This is a genomic window from Pseudophaeobacter arcticus DSM 23566, from assembly GCF_000473205.1.
GTDB lineage: Bacteria > Pseudomonadota > Alphaproteobacteria > Rhodobacterales > Rhodobacteraceae > Pseudophaeobacter > Pseudophaeobacter arcticus.
Genome location: NZ_KI421507.1, coordinates 373,438 through 389,659 on the forward strand (window position 1 = coordinate 373,438; position 16,222 = coordinate 389,659).

The following is a 16,222-nucleotide window of genomic DNA, read 5'->3' on the forward strand; positions in this document are numbered from 1 at the left end:
GCCCCGTCAGCCCGTGCCCCCCCGATGTCTCTGGCGACTTTCCTCCTGTCTCCAGCAATGTCCCCCCCAGCCCTGGAGCGGGGTCGTCTCCCCCGCTGCAGTATTGCCCCCCCCTGGACCGAGCTGCGGTTGGTGGCGGCTTGGCGCTGTAAGCAGGGTTTGATCTGCCGGGCCGATCCACCCTTCCTCTGCAAGAAAGCTCTTCGGCCGCCGTGTTATGGAAAACCGTATCCCTACCGGGGCGGTAGGTGGCTCTGATCTGAGGCGCTGGCGCATGGGCTGCGTCATTTGCTGCGGGGGGTGACGCTGTTTAGGGACAACCTAAGCAGTGCTGCGAGAAATCGTAGTTTTAGCGCTTTGCCTTCTACTTTAGCCTGAAAGGTATCGCCCGACACTGGGCCAAAAGCACCTTTAAAACACAGGGGAAGGCGGACATGCCCGTGGAAAAGACTGATACGTTGATCGTCGGGGGCGGACAGGCCGGCATCGCCATGAGTGAACATCTTGGCCGGGCCGGGGTGCCGCATCTGGTGCTGGAGAAAAACCGCACTGCCGAAGCCTGGCGCAGCGGGCGCTGGGATGCGCTGGTGACCAACGGACCGGTCTGGCATGACCGGTTCCCCAATATGAAATTTGAGGGCGAGGCGCCTGATGCCTTTGTCTCCAAGGATCGTGTGGCGGACTATCTGGTAGATTACGCCGCAATGATCAAAGCGCCGATCCGCGAAGGGGTTGAGGTGCTCGACGCGGTGCGCAAGCCCGGCACTGGTCGGTTTCTGGTTACAACCAGCGCAGGCGAGATCGAGGCCAACCGCATCGTGGCGGCGACCGGAGCGTTTCAGCACCCGGTGGTCCCGCCTATCGTGCCCAAGACCGCGCCAGTAACGCAGCTTCATTCGTTTCACTACAAGCACCCCGGTCAACTGCCCGACGGCGCTGTGATGGTGGTTGGCGCTGGTTCGTCTGGCGCGCAGATCGCGGACGAGCTGAACCGTGTCGGCCGCAAAGTTTTTCTGTCGGTGGGGTCGCATGACCGCCCGCCACGCCGCTATCGGGGGCGTGACTTTGTCTGGTGGCTGGGCGTGCTGGGCCTGTGGGACATGGCCGCACCTGCGCCGGGCACAGAGCATGTGACCATTTCGGTCAGCGGTGCCTATGGCGGGCAGACCATGGATTTCCGCCGCCTCGCAGGGGAGGGCGTGGTGCTGACCGGCTTGACTGCGGGCTATGATGACGGGGTGTTGCGCTTTGCTGACGACCTAAAGGCCAATGTGGCAAAGGGCGATGCCAATTACGCCGAGTTGCTCGATATGGCCGATGCCTATGTCGCGCGCACAGGTCTCGACCTGCCCAAAGAGCCAGAGGCGCGGCGGGCCTTCCCTGATCCGGACTGTCTGAGCCAGCCGCTGAGCGCCATCGACCTTGAGCAAGAAAACGTGTGCACGATCATCTGGGCCACAGGCTTTCGGCAGGATTTCAACTGGCTCAAGGCCGATGCCTTTGATGAGCGTGGCGCGCCAATCCACCAGCGCGGACTGTCCCAGGAGCCGGGAGTGTATTTCCTCGGGCTGCCCTGGCAGTCGCGGCGTGGATCGTCGTTCCTGTGGGGCGTGTGGCATGACGCCAAACATATCGCCGATCAAATCGAAATCCAGCGAGCCTACATGGCTTATGATGGCGAGGCGGCCATCGTATCGGCCGCCGCAGAATAAACCTGACAGGAGCGCCCAAATGGCACATACCCGCATTCGCAAATTCAATACCGGTGATACCTACCCCGAGCAGAACCTCGACAATGATCTGTGCCAGGCCGTGGTCACCCAGGGCGGCAAGACCGTCTGGCTGCGCGGTCAGTGTCCGCAGAGCCTTGATGACGCAAAAAACATCGACAGCCACGATCCGGTGGAGCAGACCCATAAGGTAATGCAGAACATTCGCCAGCTGATCGAGGAAGCCGGCGGCGACATGAGCCACCTGGTCAAGGTGGTGGTCTATATCACCGACGTGCGCCACCGCGAGGCGGTATATCGCACCATGGGCGAATATATCAAAGGCGTGCACCCGGTCTCGACCGGGCTTGTGGTGCAGGCCCTGGCGCGGCCCGATTGGCTGGTTGAAATCGACGGCACCGCCGTGATCCCGGATTGAGCGCATGACCTTTTCTCTTGTAGCGCGCTGCGCTGAAACCGGCATGTTTGGCATGGCGATCTCTTCGTCCTCACCCGCGGTTGCCGCGCGCTGTGCCTTTGCCCGCGCGGGCGTGGGTGCGGTGGCCTCGCAGAACGTGACCGATCCCTCGCTGGGGCCGCTGACGCTTGACCTGATGCAAGGCGGCATGTCCGCCCCCGAGGCCATTGCCGAAGTGCAGGCCTGTAGCCAGTTCATGGAATACCGGCAGGTGCTGGCGGTGGACGGGCAGGGGCGCACGGCGATCCATTCCGGCCCCAAAAGCCTAGGTATCTGGACCCAGGCCGAGGCGGAAAATGTGGCCTCGGGGGGGAACCTTTTGGCCAATGACAGTGTGCCGCAGGCCATCGTGGCGGGGTTCACTGCCGCCAGGGGGCCTATCGGCGACCGTCTGATTGCCGCGATGCGCGCAGGCCTGGCCGCCGGAGGCGAAGCCGGGCCAGTGCATTCCGCCGGGATGCTGATCGTTGACAAGGTCGCCTGGCCCGTGGCCGAGCTGCGCTGTGACTGGACCGAGGGCTGCCCGATTGAAAACATCGCCACCGCCTGGGACATCTATAAGCCGCAGCTTGACGCCTACACCCAGCGCGCGCTCGACCCGCGCGAGGCGCCGTCCTACGGCGTGCCGGGCGACGAATAGAACAGGAAGGAACAGGGATGCTGGATTTCACCCTTCAAGATTGGCGGGCCAGGGCGGCTGCGCTGAACATTCGTCATCAGGTGTTTATCGACGGCAAATTCACCGATGCCATCTCAGGCAGGACCTTTGACAGCGTAAACCCGGCCAATGGCATGGTTCTGGCTTCGGTGGCTGAATGTGATGCGGCGGATGTGGATTTGGCTGTGGCGGCTGGGCGTCGGGCCTTTGACGATGGCCGCTGGTCGCGCATGGCTCCGGGGGAGCGCAAGGCGGTTCTGCTGAAACTGGCCGACCTGATCCGCGCCAATCTGGAAGAAATGGCTCTGCTCGACAGTCTGGATATGGGCAAACCTATCACCGATGCGATGACGGTGGATGCCCCAGGCTCGGCCCATTTCTTCCAATGGTACGCCGAGGCGATCGACAAGATTTATGACGAGGTTGCCCCAACGGGCCCCGGCGATCTGGCGCTGGTGCGCCGGGTGCCGCTGGGCGTGGTGGGCGCGGTTGTGCCGTGGAATTTCCCGCTGGATATGGCGACATGGAAATCGGCAGCCGCATTGGCGGCGGGCAACTCGGTGGTGTTGAAACCTGCTGAGCAATCGCCGCTGTCGGCCCTGCGGCTGGCGGAGCTGGCCTCTGAGGCCGGAGTGCCCGATGGGGTGTTCAACGTGGTGCCCGGATTTGGGGCCACGGCGGGCCGCGCGCTGGGCTTGCATATGGATGTGGATTGTCTGGCCTTCACCGGATCAACCGCCACCGGCAAGCGCTTCATGGAATATTCCGGGCAATCGAACCTGAAACAGGTCTGGCCCGAAACCGGCGGCAAAAGCCCCAACCTCGTGTTTGCCGATTGCGAAGATCTGGATGCGGCGGCCGACATGGCGGCCTTTGGCATCTTCTTCAACCAGGGTGAGATCTGCTCGGCCAACGCGCGGCTTTATGTGGAACGGTCAATCAAAGATGCGCTGGTGGAAAAACTGATCGCGCGGGCGCAAGGCTTGCAGCCGGGCGACCCGCTGGACCCGGCGACAAAAATGGGCGCTATCGTGGATGAAAAACAGACCCAAGGCATCATGCGTTTTGTCGAAGCGGGCAAGCAGACTGCCGATCTGGTGACTGGTGGCGAAAGGGTGCAGGTGAATGGCAAGGGCTGTTTTGTGCAGCCGACGATCTTTTCCGACGTGTCTCATGACGACCCGCTTGCCCGCGATGAAATCTTCGGACCTGTGCTGTCTGTGATCCCCTTTGACAGCGAAGATGAGGCCGTCACGATGGCCAATGATTCAATCTACGGCCTGGCGGCCTCGGTCTGGACCGACAACCTGTCCCGCGCCTGCCGGGTGTCTGATCGGCTGCATGTTGGCACTGTCTCGGTGAACACGGTTGATGCGCTGTCGGCGCAGACGCCCTTTGGCGGCATGAAGCAATCCGGTTTTGGGCGCGACCTGTCCCTGCATTCGCTGGACAAATACACCGCCCTCAAGACCACCTGGATCAAATACAAGCCCTGACCGCCCCGCGCAGCCCTGACGGGCGCGCGAGAGGTGACATATTTTCCGTTTAGGAGACGAGAATGCGCGATTCCCGCTACGATATTCTGTTTGAACCGATGCAGATCGGCCCTGTAACTGCCAAGAACCGCTTTTATCAGGTGCCCCATTGCAACGGTGGTGGCTATCGCGATCCCTCGGCGGCTGCTGAAATGCGCGGGATCAAGTCGCAGGGCGGCTGGGGGGTGATTTTTACCGAGCAGTGCGAGATGCACCATAGCTCGGAAATCACTCCTTTTATCGAACTGCGCCTGTGGGAAGACAAGGACATCCCGCAGCTGCGGCGCATGTCGGAAAAGATGAAGGAACACGGCGCGCTGGCGGGCATTCAGCTGGCCTATTCCGGGATCAACGGCCCAAACCTCTATTCCAAAGAGGTGCCGCTGGCTCCTTCGGCTCTGCCGATCCGCACCTTCACCAATGATCCGGTGCAGGCCCGCGCCCTGTCGAAAAGCGAGATCAAGGATTTGCGTCGCTGGTTTGTGAACGCAGCAAAGCGGTCAAAAGAGGCGGGCTTTGACCTGATCAATCTGTACGGCGCACATGGGTTTGGCATTTTCCAACACTTCCTGAGCCGCGCCACCAATCGCCGCACGGATGAATATGGCGGCAGTCTGGAAAACAGATCCCGCTTCGCCAACGAAGTGGTCGCGGATATCCGCGATGCGGTGGGCGACACGATGGCAATTGCACTGCGGGTCTCGTTGGATGAGACCATTGGCGACCTGGGCTTTTGCAACGCCGAGGTGCGCGATTTTGTCGAGATGAACAGAAACCTGCCGGACATCTGGGATCTGGCGCAGGGCACCTGGGAAGATTGCTCCGGTCCATCACGGTTCAAGGAGGAAGCGGCACAGGAAGCTCTGGTGCGCGGCATTCACGACCTGACCGACAAGCCGATTGTGGGGGTGGGCCGCTTTACCTCGCCCGATGTGATGGCAAAGATGATCAGGTCCGGCACACTGGATATGATCGGCTGCGCGCGTCCCTCGATTGCGGATCCGTTCCTGCCCAAAAAGATCGAAGAGGGCCGGATTGAAGACATCCGCGAATGTATCGGCTGCAACATCTGCATCACCGGCGATATGACGATGTCGATCAGCCGCTGCACGCAAAACCCCACGTTTATGGAAGAATGGCGCAAGGGCTGGCACCCGGAAATCATGAATGAAAAGGGCGACAGCGACAATGTCCTGGTCATCGGATCTGGTCCCGCTGGGCTGGAGGCGGCCTGGGCGCTGTGCCGTCGCGGCTATGATGTGGCGGTGGCCGAAGCCCGCGACGTGATCGGTGGTCGTGTCACCCGCGAACGCGCTTTGCCGGGTCTGTCGGCCTGGGGCCGTGTTGTCGATTACCGGGACTACCAACTGTCGCAACGCCCCAATGTCGAGATCTACCGCGAAAGCGAGCTGGATGTTGACAGCATCCTTGAGTTCGGCTTTCAGAACATCGCCATTGCCACCGGTGCCACCTGGCGGCGCGACGGGGTGTCCCGTCAACATGTGGTGCCCATGCCTGTCGCTGAGGGGGCAAAGATCTACACGCCCGACGATCTGATGGATGGCACCTTGCCCGGTGGCACCGTGGTGATTTATGACGATGATCACTACTATATGGGCGGCGTCCTGGCTGAGCTGTTGGTGAAACAGGGCGCCAAGGTAACATTGATCACCCCGTCGGCCTATGTCTCGGACTGGACCAATAATACGCTGGAGCAGGCGACGATCCATGCCCGGCTGGACGAGATGGGGGTCGATATCGTGCTGAACCGCGGCGTCACCCAAGTGGCAAGCGATCACGTCGTGTCGAACTGCGTCTATACCGGAAAAACCCGCACCTACCCCTGTGACGCGGTTGTCATGGTCGCGTCGCGCACTGGCAATGATCAGCTGTTCCACGGCCTGACAGCGCGGCAGGAGGACTGGGCCGATGCCGGTATTCGCTCGGTCAAGCTGTTTGGCGATGCCGAGGCCTCGGGCCCGATTGCCTGGGCGACCTATGCCGGGCATCGTTATGCGCGGGAATTGGATGGGGCTGACATCGGTGACGATCTGCCGTTCCGCCGTGAAATCACCGAGCTGGCGGCACAATGACGGCTGCGGCGCCCAAGGCCCGCACGCTCGACATCCTCGCGCAGCTCATTGGCTTTCCAACGGTTAGCGCCGAGAGCAATCTGGCGCTGATTGACTATGCGGAGGACCTGCTCAAGACGGCGGGGTTCGAGACCTGTCGTCTTGGAGATCCCGATCTTCCAAAGGCGGGGGTGATGGCGCGGATTGGTCCCAAAGGTCCGGGCGGCGTGATGCTGTCGGCCCATAGCGACGTTGTACCCGTCGAGGGGCAGGACTGGACTTGCCCGCCGTTTGAAATGACGCGCGCGCAAGGACGGGTCTATGGGCGCGGCAGCACCGACATGAAGGGGTTTCTGGCCTCCATCTTGTCCCTGGCGGAGCGCGCCGGCGAGGCGTCCCTCGCCCAGCCTTTGATGCTGGCGATCTCCTACGATGAGGAGGTCGGATGCCAGGGTATTCGCAGGATGATGCCGGGGATCGAGGCGCTTGGCTGGCACCCGGACCTGTGCATCGTTGGCGAGCCAACGTCCATGCATCCGGCCATCGGTCATAAGGGCAAGGCGGCGTTTCGTGCCACTTGCCACGGCGAGGCGGGCCATTCGGCGCTTGCCCCGCGTTTTGTGAACGCGCTGCATCTGGCCGGGGACGTGCTGACCGCGCTGCGCGCCCTGCAGGATGAATACGCCAGCTCAGGCACGCGGGATGGGTCCTATGACATTCCCTATTCCACCGTTCACGCGGGAAAAATGATGGGCGGTACGGCGCTCAACATCGTGCCAGACCACGCCGAGATCGAGTTCGAGTTGCGCCACCTGCCAATCGACCAGCCTGAGATATTCGAGACCCGGCTTGCCGGGCAGATCGGCGCGACTGCTGGTGTTGAGATCACGTGCACCAACACCTACCCCGGTCTGGAGGTGTCGCTGGATGCGCCAGAGGTCGTGCGGGTTGCAGCACTTTGCGGCACCAAGACGCCGATCAAGGTTGCCTTTGGCACCGAGGCTGGCTTTTTTGCGGCGCTTGGCATCCCGACGGTTGTGTGTGGCCCCGGCGACATGGCGGGGCAGGGGCATAAGGCCGACGAGTATCTGGAAGAGGCACAGCTGGCCGCCTGTGACGGGATGATGGACCGCCTGCTGGCCGAGCTAAGCTGATCCGCCTTAGCGTGTCTTGAGAAGTTTTGGCATATGTGCGGAGATCCAATCATTCGCATGAGTCAGAAAGGCGTCGTGCAGCTGGATCCGGGTGCTGCTGGCGATGGACAGCAAGCCCATCTTCATGGGGCGGTGGTCACCGGATAGTGGCAGGAACCGCATGGGCTTGCCATCTGGCGCCAGATCGTTCACCGGACGGATGTTCACGATTGAATAGCCAAAGCCGTTCGCGACCAGCCCCCGCATGACTGCCATGTCCTGTGTCCGCTCTGCGATGTTGACGCGCAGCCCTGCGCGGGTAAAAAATGACAGGAAATAATCCGCACTATATGGCAGATCCAGTAGGACCATCGGATAGTCTGCGAGCTCTTCTATCGCGATCGACTGTTGATCGGCCAGGGGATGGGTTTCGCTCAGCGCGACCAGGGGCGGTAGGCTCAACATCGGGTGAAAACTCAGGTCGCGAGGCAGATCCAGATCATAGGTCAGCGCCACATCGATCTTGGCCTGCCGCAGCAGAATGAAAAGCTCTGATTGGTTGGCTTCGATCTGGCTGATGCGGACCTCGCTGTACTGGTCGCTAAAGCTCCGCCGGAGACCCGGTAGCACAACCTGTGCAAAGGTGCTCAGGCAGCCGATCGACAGCGGCCCGCGGATCGACCCGGAAAGAGATGCGGCAAGGTCGGCAAGCCCCGCAGCCTGTTGCAGAACGCCCTTTGCGTGATCAAGCATTGCGTGACCTGCCGGCGTCGGCGTCAGGCCCTGTGCGTGATGCCGCACAAAAAGCATGACCCCCAGTTCCTCCTCAAGCTGCGATACGCTTGCCGAGATGGACGGGGAGGACACGTTTAGCAAATGCGACGCTGCCGTGATACTGCCAGTTTCGCCAACAGCCACAAAGTACTCGATCTGGCGCAAAGTGTATCTGATAGGCATGTTGTTACCCTAGTTCCATATTGGTCGGTCCAGCGGCCAAAACCGCACCGGGCGGGGCGGCAATCATCTCTGGGTGACGCGCCGGTACCGAAGTATCGAGTGGGAGCTGGCCGAAAGCAACGATCTATCCTGTCCGCCGCAGCTTAGCCAGCGGTGAGGTAAGGCATCGTTTCCCACCGTGCATTTCTGATTAAAAATTAGGCTCTGAACCATGTAAACGCGCAAGCGCTGTCTGACCGGCAAGGGCAGGCATGGAGATGCCGCGCACCGGGGGACCGCTATATCTAGCCTCAATTCCTGAAGAATTTTGAGTTTTGGGCCAAAACAACGGCAAATTTTAGTGCCGCGTTTAGCCCCTGCCTAATCAGCGATTTCGCAACTACTCATTTACCTGTCCCGCTGACGCGGCCTTTATCCGTTCATCAAAATGACCTGCCACGCGACCTTCTATCTCTTTTGAGGCTGGTGGCAGGGCTAGAACGGGATAAGCCATATGCAAGATTTGAACGCAGTTGAAGTGATCGAAGTTTCCAAGAGTATTGGATCCTTCGATGCACTAAGCTCGGTCAGCTTTGACATTCGCGAGAACGAATTTTTCACCATGCTGGGGCCATCGGGCTGCGGCAAGACCACGCTGTTGCGGATGATGGCAGGCTTTGAGACGCCCGATACTGGCAGCCTGCGCCTGCACGGTCGCGACATCGTCGATATCCCGCCGCATAAGCGCCGGGTGAATACCGTGTTCCAAAGCTATGCGTTGTTTCCACATATGACACTGGAGCAAAACGTGGCCTTCGGGCTGGAGAACCTGGGCTGGGACAGGGCTCGGATCAAATCCCGTGTCGGTGAGATTCTGGACCGCGTGCATATGGGGCAGTTTGCCAAGCGCAAGCCGGCACAGCTCTCGGGGGGGCAGCGGCAGCGTGTGGCGCTGGCCCGCGCATTGGCCCCCGAACCCGAAGTGCTGTTGCTGGACGAGCCGCTCTCGGCGCTGGACCTGAAACTGCGGCAGGCGATGCGCGACGAGCTGCGCAGCCTGCAACGCGATACGGGGATTACATTTGTGTTTGTGACCCACGACCAGGAAGAAGCGCTGGACATGTCCGACCGGATCGCCGTTCTTGGCGCTGGCCAGGTGCAACAGATCGGCACGCCGACAGAGATCTACGAAGAGCCGGTCAATCGCTTCGTGGCTGATTTTGTTGGTGAAACCAATTTTCTCGACGTTGAGGTTCTGGCGGCGGCGGATCACAGGGCCACTGTGCGGACGCCCTTTGGCCAAGTTATTGAAATCCCGGCACCTGTGGATGTGGGCAAGGGGCGTGCAACCCTGTCGATCCGCCCCGAAAAGCTGAGCCTGGGAGACCAGGTGGAGGGCATCGACTTCACTGCGGAGGTGCTCCAGAAACACTATCTGGGCGGATACACCCATTACGTCCTGGAAGCGCATGGCACGCAACTGCGGGCCTCGCGTCGCAATGCCTCGCGCGAGGGTGACACGATTGCGGTGGGCAGTACCGTGCATGTCGGATTTGTTGAACATTCAGCCCGAGTGCTGGGCTCATGAGCGATGCCGGTCATGCCAGCCCCGCTGTGCCCCGTCGTCGGCGCGCGCTGAACCTTGCCTATCTCGGGCTTGTGCCGTCCTGGCTGCTCATGGGCTTTGCCCTGCTAATGCCGATCATGATCGTCGCCGCCGTTTCCGTCTCGACGCGCGGAGCCTATGGCGGTTTTGATTGGGGCTTTGATCTCACGGGATACCGACAGATCCTGTTCAACGAGGGCTGGACCGGCGAGATGGAATTCACGCCGCAATACCTCATGATCATCCTGCGCACGCTTTTGCTGGCGGCGGTGACAACGATCATTTGCCTGAGCCTCGCGGTGCCGGTCGCCTATTACATCGCGCAGCAACCGGCGCGCCGCAAGTCACTGATGGTGTATCTTGTCACCCTGCCGTTCTGGATGTCGATGATTTTGCGGGTCTATGCCTGGATGATCATTCTGGGAAAAGACGGCCCGCTGCCGCGTTTCCTGGAGATCTTTGGTGCGCCGCAGGGGTTGAGCCTGATGTATAACGACGGCGCAACGCTGGCAGCCATGGTCTATACTTACATCCCGCTGATGGTGCTGCCGGTCTTTGCCTCGATCGAGAAGCTGGACGGCACGCTGATCGAAGCCGCGCATGATCTTTACGGCAACCGCTGGGTGACGCTGCGGCGGGTGATCCTGCCGCTGACGGCGCCGGGCATTGCCTCGGGGGCGATCCTCGTTTTTGTGCCGGCGCTGGGCGCGGTGCTTGAGCCGATCCTGATGGGGGGCGGCAAGCAGATGATGATGGGGTCTCTGATCCAGCTTCAATTTGGCGGTGGGCGCAATTGGCCCTTTGGGTCAGCCATCGCCGTGATGCTGCTTGTCTTTGTCATGATCGTGCTGATTGTTCTGGCCCGCCGGGCCGCTCTCAATGAGGCAACGACATGAGCCGCAGGCATGACGTCAAACGCTATCCCGGCCTCGGGATCCTGAGTGTGGCCTTCTTTACCTATCTCTATGCGCCGCTTCTGATTGTGGTGATCTATTCGTTCAACGCCAACCGGATCACCGGTGTCTGGACCGAGTTCTCGGTCAAATGGTACGGCTCTGCGCTCAACAACAGTGCGCTGATGGCCGCTGTGGAGACCTCTCTGATCGTGGCGGGCATCGCCACGGTGGTGGCCACAACCATCGCGCTGATGGCGGCCATGGCGATCATTCGCGGCAAAAACCTGCGCTTTCGCAGGCTGTCTGAAACGGTGGTCAACCTGCCGCTGCTGCTGCCAGAGATCGTTCTGGCGGTGGCCACGCTGATCCTGTTTTCGCTGATCGGGTTGCAAAATGGGCTGCTCAAGCTGGTGATTGCGCATTCGGCCTTTTGCACCCCCTTTGCCTTCCTGCCAATCCGTGCCCGTCTACAGGGGATGTCGCTGGATTTCGAAGAGGCAGCCACCGATCTTTATGCGCCGCGCTGGACGGTCTTTCGCCGCGTCACCCTGCCGTTGATTTTCCCGGGGCTGTTCTCGGGGGCAATGCTGGCCTTTCTGATTTCGATGGATGACTTCATCACCTCCAATATGCTGGCCTCGGGCGGGACCACGACGCTGCCGGTCTATATCTTCTCGCTGATCCGTGCGGGCACCTCGCCGGAACTCAATGCCATCGCGACGCTGTTGATTGCGGCCTCTCTGGTGCTGGCGACGGTTGCGCTGACACTCGCGTCGCGTAGCGCGCGAGAGCCAAACTGATTTCACCACACCACATAACAACAAGCCCCCAACAGGAGAGAGAACATGAAAAAACTGATGACGGGAACCGCGCTTTCACTTTGCCTAGCATCTCCGGCGTTGGCCGAAGGAAGCCTGAACATCTACGCATGGTCGGAATCCATCGCCCCTGAGCTGATTGAGAAATTTGCGAAAGAATACGACGTGGACGTCAGCCTCGACGGCTACTCTTCGAACGAAGATTTGCTGACCAAGCTGCAGGCGGGCGCGTCGGGCTACGACATCGCCGCGCCGTCACAGCACTTCCTGCGGATCATGATCGACGAAGGTCTGATCGAGAATTTTGCGGCCAACGAGTTGGAGGCCTATGCCAATATTGACGAACGCTGGCGCAACCAGTGGTGGGACGAAGGCCAGGAATATTCGATCCCGATGGCCTATGGCACGGCAGGCTTTGCCGTGAACACCGCCGAGTATGACGGACCAACTGACAGCCTGAAATATTTCTTTGAACCCGGCGAAGGTCTGACGGGCAAGATCGCTTTGCTGTCCTATCCTGATGAGGTCATCGGGGCGGCGCAAATGTATCTGGGCGTGCCTTTCTGCTCCGAGGATCCAGCCGAGATGAAGAAGGTTCTGGATCTGTTGATGGCGCAGAAGGATGCGGTTTCGGTCTATTCCTCGGACAATATCGCGACCCGCCTCAGCTCGGGCGAGGTGGCGACCCATTTCTGGTGGGACGGCGAAGTGGTCCGCGCCATCGCCGACGGTGCGCCGGTGGAATACGCCATGCCCAAGGAAGGTCTGGTTGGCTGGATCGACAGCCTTGTGATCCCCAAGGGCGCACCGAACCGCGAGAATGCGATCAAGTTCATCGAATTCATCTCGACCCCCGAGAACGCAACCATCGAGATGAACCACTACGCCCATTCTTCGCCGATGCAGGTGATCGAAGCCGACAAGATTTACACCGAAGAAGTCGCCCCGGCGCTCTATCCCACGGTGCCAGTGGAAATGTCGCGCACCTGTAGCCCCAAAGCGCAGGATCTTGTGACCCGCGTCTGGACGCAGCTGCTGCAGTAATACCACCAGCGGGGGCCGCTCTCAGGCCCCCGCATTCCGGAGGAAAATATGCCCGCCAATCTCGTCATTCTGAATGCAAAGATCCGCCCGCTCTTTGCTGCCAAAGGCACAACGGCGCTTGCCGTCCGCGACGGGCGCATCAAGGCCATGGGAGGTGACGCTGACATTCGGGGCGAAATCGGCCCGGACACGCAGGTAATCGACGCGGGCGGACGCGAGCTGCTTCCCGGTTTCATCGAGAGCCACCTGCATCTGTTCATGGGGGGCGCGTCGCTGTCGATGCTGAACCTCGGTGAGACTTTTGGGTTTGAGGCCACGCGCGAGGCCTTCCTGGCCTTTATTGAACAAAACCCGGCAGATGACCTGATCTCGGGGTTTGCCACCAACTACACCATTTTTGGGGAGGACCGCCGCCCCAATCGGCATGATCTGGACCGGATCTGTGCGGATCGTCCGATCTGTCTGAACTCAGTCGACCTGCATTGCGCCTGGGCCAATACCCGCGCGTTGGAACTGGCAGGCATCCTGCAGGGCGCCGACGTCGGAGCAGGGGCTGAGGTGGTGATGGGCGAGGACGGGCTGGCCACCGGAGAGTTGCGGGAATTTGCCGCCATGCAGCGGGTCAAGTCGCTGTCGCGGCTGCAGGGGCGCGACGGGATGGATCAACTGGGGCTGGATGAGGTGCCGCAAGAGCACCGCGCCTATGACCGTGCGCTGATTGCCGAGGCTGGCGCCTATTGCGCGCGTCACGGCATCACCCATGCGGTCAACATGGATGGCACACCGTATCAGGCCGGGCTGATGCGCGAGCTGGCACTGGCGGGCAACATGCCCGTACGGGTGAGCCTGCCGCTCAAGCTGGTGGAGGCTGACGGCCCCGAAGGTGTGGCCCGGATCGAACAGTTCGGTGCCGAGGTCCCCGGCTGGCTGAGCTTTGGTCGGATCAAACTGTTTATGGATGGCGTCTACGACACCTGGACGGCGCTCACCGTGAGCGATTACCCCGACAAGCCCGGCTTTCGCTCGGAGCCCTTGATCGCGCCGGAGGTTTTCAAGGCAATTTGCATCGAAGCCGACCGGCGCGGTCTTCAGGTTGCCACCCACGCGGTGGGAGACGGTGCCGTGCGTGCCAGCATTGACGGATACGAGGCGGTAGCGCAGGCCAACGGCCCGCGCGATGCCCGCCACCGGATTGAACATATCGACACGATTGATCCAGAAGATCTGGAACGGCTAAAGCCCCTGGGCATCGTTGCCTCCATGCAGCCGGTGCATCCGCCGGGATCGGCGGGGCTGCCGCTGGAACCCACCACATCCATCATGGGGCGGGACCGTTGGGCAAATGCGTTTCCCTGGCGCAAGATCCGTGACCGGGATGTGCCGCTTGCCTTTGGCACCGATTGGCCAGTGTCGCCGCTTTCACCGCTCTACGCCATCCATTGCGCCCTGACCCGTGCGCCCTGGGCCGAGGATATGCCGGATCAGCGGATCAGCCTTGACGCCTGTCTTGCGGCGTATTCGATGGGCGGCGCCTATGCGGATTTCTGCGAAACGCGGCGCGGCGCGCTGAAGCCTGGATATGACGCCGATCTGGTGCTGATCGACGGGGCCTTGGAAGACCTCGCAGAGAGCGCCGAGGCGGCTTCGGTCTTCATGACGCTGTGCAATGGAGAGATAACCTATGGGGCAGACCGTGCATAAAGCTGAGTTCGACTATATCGTTATCGGTGCAGGGTCTGCCGGCTGTGTTCTGGCCAACCGGCTGTCAGCCAACCCCACCCATCGGGTGCTGGTGGTCGAGGCGGGCGGATCGCAGAGCGACCCGCGGGTGAAAGTCCCGGCGGGCATCCTGGCGATGTATGGCCGCCCGCGCTTTGACTTTGGCTATGTCGGCACACCCCAGCCGGAACTGAACGGCCGCCGAATTCCGGTGAACCGGGGAAAGATGCTTGGCGGTTCCTCCTCGATGAACTCGATGCTTTATATTCGCGGTGCTGCCTCGGACTATGATGAGTGGCGCGATCTGGGCTGTACCGGATGGGGTTGGGACGACATCTTGCCCCTGTTCAAGGCGCTTGAGCGCAATGGCATCGGTCAGGATCCCGCCTATCACGGCACCGAGGGAGAGCTTTATGTCTCGCATCCCACCGACCCGAACACCGTCTGTCAGGATTTTATTGCTGCGGGCGAGACACTCCAACTGCCGCATAATACGGATTTCAACGGCGCCTCGCAGCTGGGTCTTGGGGTCTATGATGTGACCCAGAAAAACGGCATACGCTTTTCTGCCTACAATGCCTTTTTGGAACCGGTGCGACACCGGCCCAACCTGGAGATCTGGACTGGGACAGAGCTGCAACACCTGATCCTCGATCAGGGCCGTGTCAGCGGCGTGGCGCTGAAGCGCAACGGAGCTGTGCAGCAGGTCGGCTGCCGGGGCGAGGTGGTGCTGAGTGGCGGGGCGATTGGTACGCCGATGGCGCTGATGGCGTCGGGCATCGGTCCGGGTGAGGTGCTTCGGGCAGCGGGTATTGAGGTGGCGCATGATCTGGCTGGCGTGGGCCAGAACCTGCGGGACCATGTTGACGGAATGATTACCCTGCGCAGTGGCTCTGCGCGCACGCTTGGGCTTTCCCTGCGCAACTGGAGGCGGCTGGTAATGTCTCCCTTTGCTTTTGCCGCTCAGCGCAGGGGAGAGCTGTCAACGAACTATGTGGTTGCTGGTGGCTTTGCCAAGACACGCTACGCCGGCGATCTGCCCGATATCCAGTTCCATTTTGTGCCGGGCTACCGCAGTCACCGGGGGCGGTTGCTGGAATGGGGGCATGGTTTTGCCGTTCATACCTGCGTGTTGCGGCCCGGCTCGGTTGGTGAAATCCGATTGGGTCATGAGAACGGCGCGCCGGTGCCGCTGATTGATCATCGCTTTTTCTCTGACCGGCGCGATCTCGACACCTTGATCGAAGGGATCAAGACCGCGCGCCAGATCTTTGCGGCTTCGCCGATGGCGGGCCTCGGGGGCGAAGAGATTCTGCCTGGCCCGGAGGTGCAGAGCGACGGTGAGATCGAGGCCTACCTGCGCGCTGAGGCCTTAACCGTGTATCATCCGGTCGGCACCGCAAAAATGGGCACTGATCCCATGGCGGTGGTTGACCCGGTGTCGCTGCGGGTGCGCGGCTTGCAGAACCTGCGGGTTGCCGATGCTTCGGTGATGCCAACCCTGATCGGTGGCAACACCAACGCGCCTACGATGGTTATCGGTGAAAAATGCGCCAGCGCGATTCTCAGATGACAGCGGGGGTAAACTGGTCTTGGCGCGCTGGGGCTGCCCTGCGGG

Annotated in this window: 13 protein-coding genes; 12 read left to right on the plus strand and 1 reads right to left on the minus strand. The window is 61.1% G+C overall.

Features of this window, described 5'->3' with window-relative positions; all coding sequences use genetic code 11:
* Positions 1 to 434 precede the first annotated feature (434 nt).
* The 6 genes from ARCT_RS0105855 to argE all read left to right on the plus strand — a co-directional run bounded on the left by ARCT_RS0105855 (position 435) and on the right by argE (position 7,606).
* Complete coding sequence (locus ARCT_RS0105855) at positions 435 to 1,712, plus strand: flavin-containing monooxygenase (protein WP_027239227.1); 1,278 nt, start codon at positions 435 to 437, stop codon at positions 1,710 to 1,712.
* Between the two features lie 19 nt (positions 1,713 to 1,731).
* A complete protein-coding gene (locus ARCT_RS0105860) occupies positions 1,732 to 2,148 on the plus strand; it encodes a RidA family protein (RefSeq protein ID WP_027239228.1) in 417 nt (138 codons plus the stop codon).
* Positions 2,149 to 2,152: 4 nt separating this feature from the next.
* Complete coding sequence (locus tag ARCT_RS0105865) at positions 2,153 to 2,827, plus strand: DUF1028 domain-containing protein (protein ID WP_027239229.1); 675 nt, start codon at positions 2,153 to 2,155, stop codon at positions 2,825 to 2,827.
* 17 nt (positions 2,828 to 2,844) lie between these two features.
* A complete protein-coding gene (locus ARCT_RS0105870) occupies positions 2,845 to 4,341 on the plus strand; it encodes an aldehyde dehydrogenase (protein WP_027239230.1) in 1,497 nt (498 codons plus the stop codon).
* A gap of 62 nt (positions 4,342 to 4,403) precedes the next feature.
* Complete coding sequence (locus ARCT_RS0105875) at positions 4,404 to 6,473, plus strand: oxidoreductase (protein WP_027239231.1); 2,070 nt, start codon at positions 4,404 to 4,406, stop codon at positions 6,471 to 6,473.
* The gene (gene argE, locus ARCT_RS0105880) at positions 6,470 to 7,606 is read left to right on the plus strand and encodes an acetylornithine deacetylase (RefSeq protein WP_027239232.1); all 1,137 of its coding nucleotides are present in this window, start codon (positions 6,470 to 6,472) and stop codon (positions 7,604 to 7,606) included. The genes ARCT_RS0105875 and argE overlap by 4 nt, the downstream gene beginning before the upstream one ends.
* A gap of 6 nt (positions 7,607 to 7,612) precedes the next feature.
* Here argE and ARCT_RS0105885 read toward each other — a convergent pair whose 3' ends face one another.
* Complete coding sequence (locus ARCT_RS0105885) at positions 7,613 to 8,542, minus strand: LysR family transcriptional regulator (RefSeq protein WP_027239233.1); 930 nt, start codon at positions 8,540 to 8,542, stop codon at positions 7,613 to 7,615.
* A 493-nt stretch (positions 8,543 to 9,035) separates the two neighbouring features.
* On the opposite strand from ARCT_RS0105885, the gene ARCT_RS25515 reads away from it, so the two are divergent.
* The 6 genes from ARCT_RS25515 to ARCT_RS0105915 are packed head-to-tail and all read left to right on the plus strand — an operon-like array spanning position 9,036 to position 16,177.
* Complete coding sequence (locus ARCT_RS25515) at positions 9,036 to 10,109, plus strand: ABC transporter ATP-binding protein (RefSeq protein ID WP_036784505.1); 1,074 nt, start codon at positions 9,036 to 9,038, stop codon at positions 10,107 to 10,109.
* Positions 10,106 to 11,023: an ABC transporter permease gene (locus tag ARCT_RS0105895; protein WP_027239234.1), complete on the plus strand. Its 918-nt coding sequence runs from the start codon at positions 10,106 to 10,108 to the stop codon at positions 11,021 to 11,023. The genes ARCT_RS25515 and ARCT_RS0105895 overlap by 4 nt, the downstream gene beginning before the upstream one ends.
* On the plus strand, positions 11,020 to 11,823 hold the full coding sequence (locus tag ARCT_RS0105900; RefSeq protein WP_027239235.1) for an ABC transporter permease: 804 nt from the start codon (positions 11,020 to 11,022) through the stop codon (positions 11,821 to 11,823). The genes ARCT_RS0105895 and ARCT_RS0105900 overlap by 4 nt, the downstream gene beginning before the upstream one ends.
* 45 nt (positions 11,824 to 11,868) lie before the next feature.
* A complete protein-coding gene (locus ARCT_RS0105905) occupies positions 11,869 to 12,885 on the plus strand; it encodes an extracellular solute-binding protein (RefSeq protein ID WP_027239236.1) in 1,017 nt (338 codons plus the stop codon).
* A 48-nt stretch (positions 12,886 to 12,933) separates the two neighbouring features.
* Complete coding sequence (locus ARCT_RS0105910) at positions 12,934 to 14,586, plus strand: amidohydrolase (protein ID WP_027239237.1); 1,653 nt, start codon at positions 12,934 to 12,936, stop codon at positions 14,584 to 14,586.
* The gene (locus ARCT_RS0105915; RefSeq protein ID WP_027239238.1) at positions 14,567 to 16,177 is read left to right on the plus strand and encodes a GMC family oxidoreductase; all 1,611 of its coding nucleotides are present in this window, start codon (positions 14,567 to 14,569) and stop codon (positions 16,175 to 16,177) included. The genes ARCT_RS0105910 and ARCT_RS0105915 overlap by 20 nt, the downstream gene beginning before the upstream one ends.
* Positions 16,178 to 16,222 lie beyond the last annotated feature (45 nt).

What these genes read in the sequence shown, in the direction of transcription:
- ARCT_RS0105865 (WP_027239229.1), top strand. Translation starts at nt 2,153, where the DNA reads ATGACCTTTTCTCTTGTAGCGCGCTGCGCTGAAACCGGCATGTTTGGC.
- ARCT_RS0105905 (WP_027239236.1), top strand. Translation starts at nt 11,869, where the DNA reads ATGAAAAAACTGATGACGGGAACCGCGCTTTCACTTTGCCTAGCATCT.
- ARCT_RS0105860 (WP_027239228.1), top strand. Translation starts at nt 1,732, where the DNA reads ATGGCACATACCCGCATTCGCAAATTCAATACCGGTGATACCTACCCC.
- ARCT_RS0105915 (WP_027239238.1), top strand. Translation starts at nt 14,567, where the DNA reads ATGGGGCAGACCGTGCATAAAGCTGAGTTCGACTATATCGTTATCGGT.
- ARCT_RS0105895 (WP_027239234.1), top strand. Translation starts at nt 10,106, where the DNA reads ATGAGCGATGCCGGTCATGCCAGCCCCGCTGTGCCCCGTCGTCGGCGC.
- ARCT_RS25515 (WP_036784505.1), top strand. Translation starts at nt 9,036, where the DNA reads ATGCAAGATTTGAACGCAGTTGAAGTGATCGAAGTTTCCAAGAGTATT.
- ARCT_RS0105870 (WP_027239230.1), top strand. Translation starts at nt 2,845, where the DNA reads ATGCTGGATTTCACCCTTCAAGATTGGCGGGCCAGGGCGGCTGCGCTG.
- ARCT_RS0105885 (WP_027239233.1), bottom strand. Translation starts at nt 8,542, where the DNA reads ATGCCTATCAGATACACTTTGCGCCAGATCGAGTACTTTGTGGCTGTT.
- ARCT_RS0105875 (WP_027239231.1), top strand. Translation starts at nt 4,404, where the DNA reads ATGCGCGATTCCCGCTACGATATTCTGTTTGAACCGATGCAGATCGGC.
- ARCT_RS0105855 (WP_027239227.1), top strand. Translation starts at nt 435, where the DNA reads ATGCCCGTGGAAAAGACTGATACGTTGATCGTCGGGGGCGGACAGGCC.
- ARCT_RS0105910 (WP_027239237.1), top strand. Translation starts at nt 12,934, where the DNA reads ATGCCCGCCAATCTCGTCATTCTGAATGCAAAGATCCGCCCGCTCTTT.
- argE (WP_027239232.1), top strand. Translation starts at nt 6,470, where the DNA reads ATGACGGCTGCGGCGCCCAAGGCCCGCACGCTCGACATCCTCGCGCAG.
- ARCT_RS0105900 (WP_027239235.1), top strand. Translation starts at nt 11,020, where the DNA reads ATGAGCCGCAGGCATGACGTCAAACGCTATCCCGGCCTCGGGATCCTG.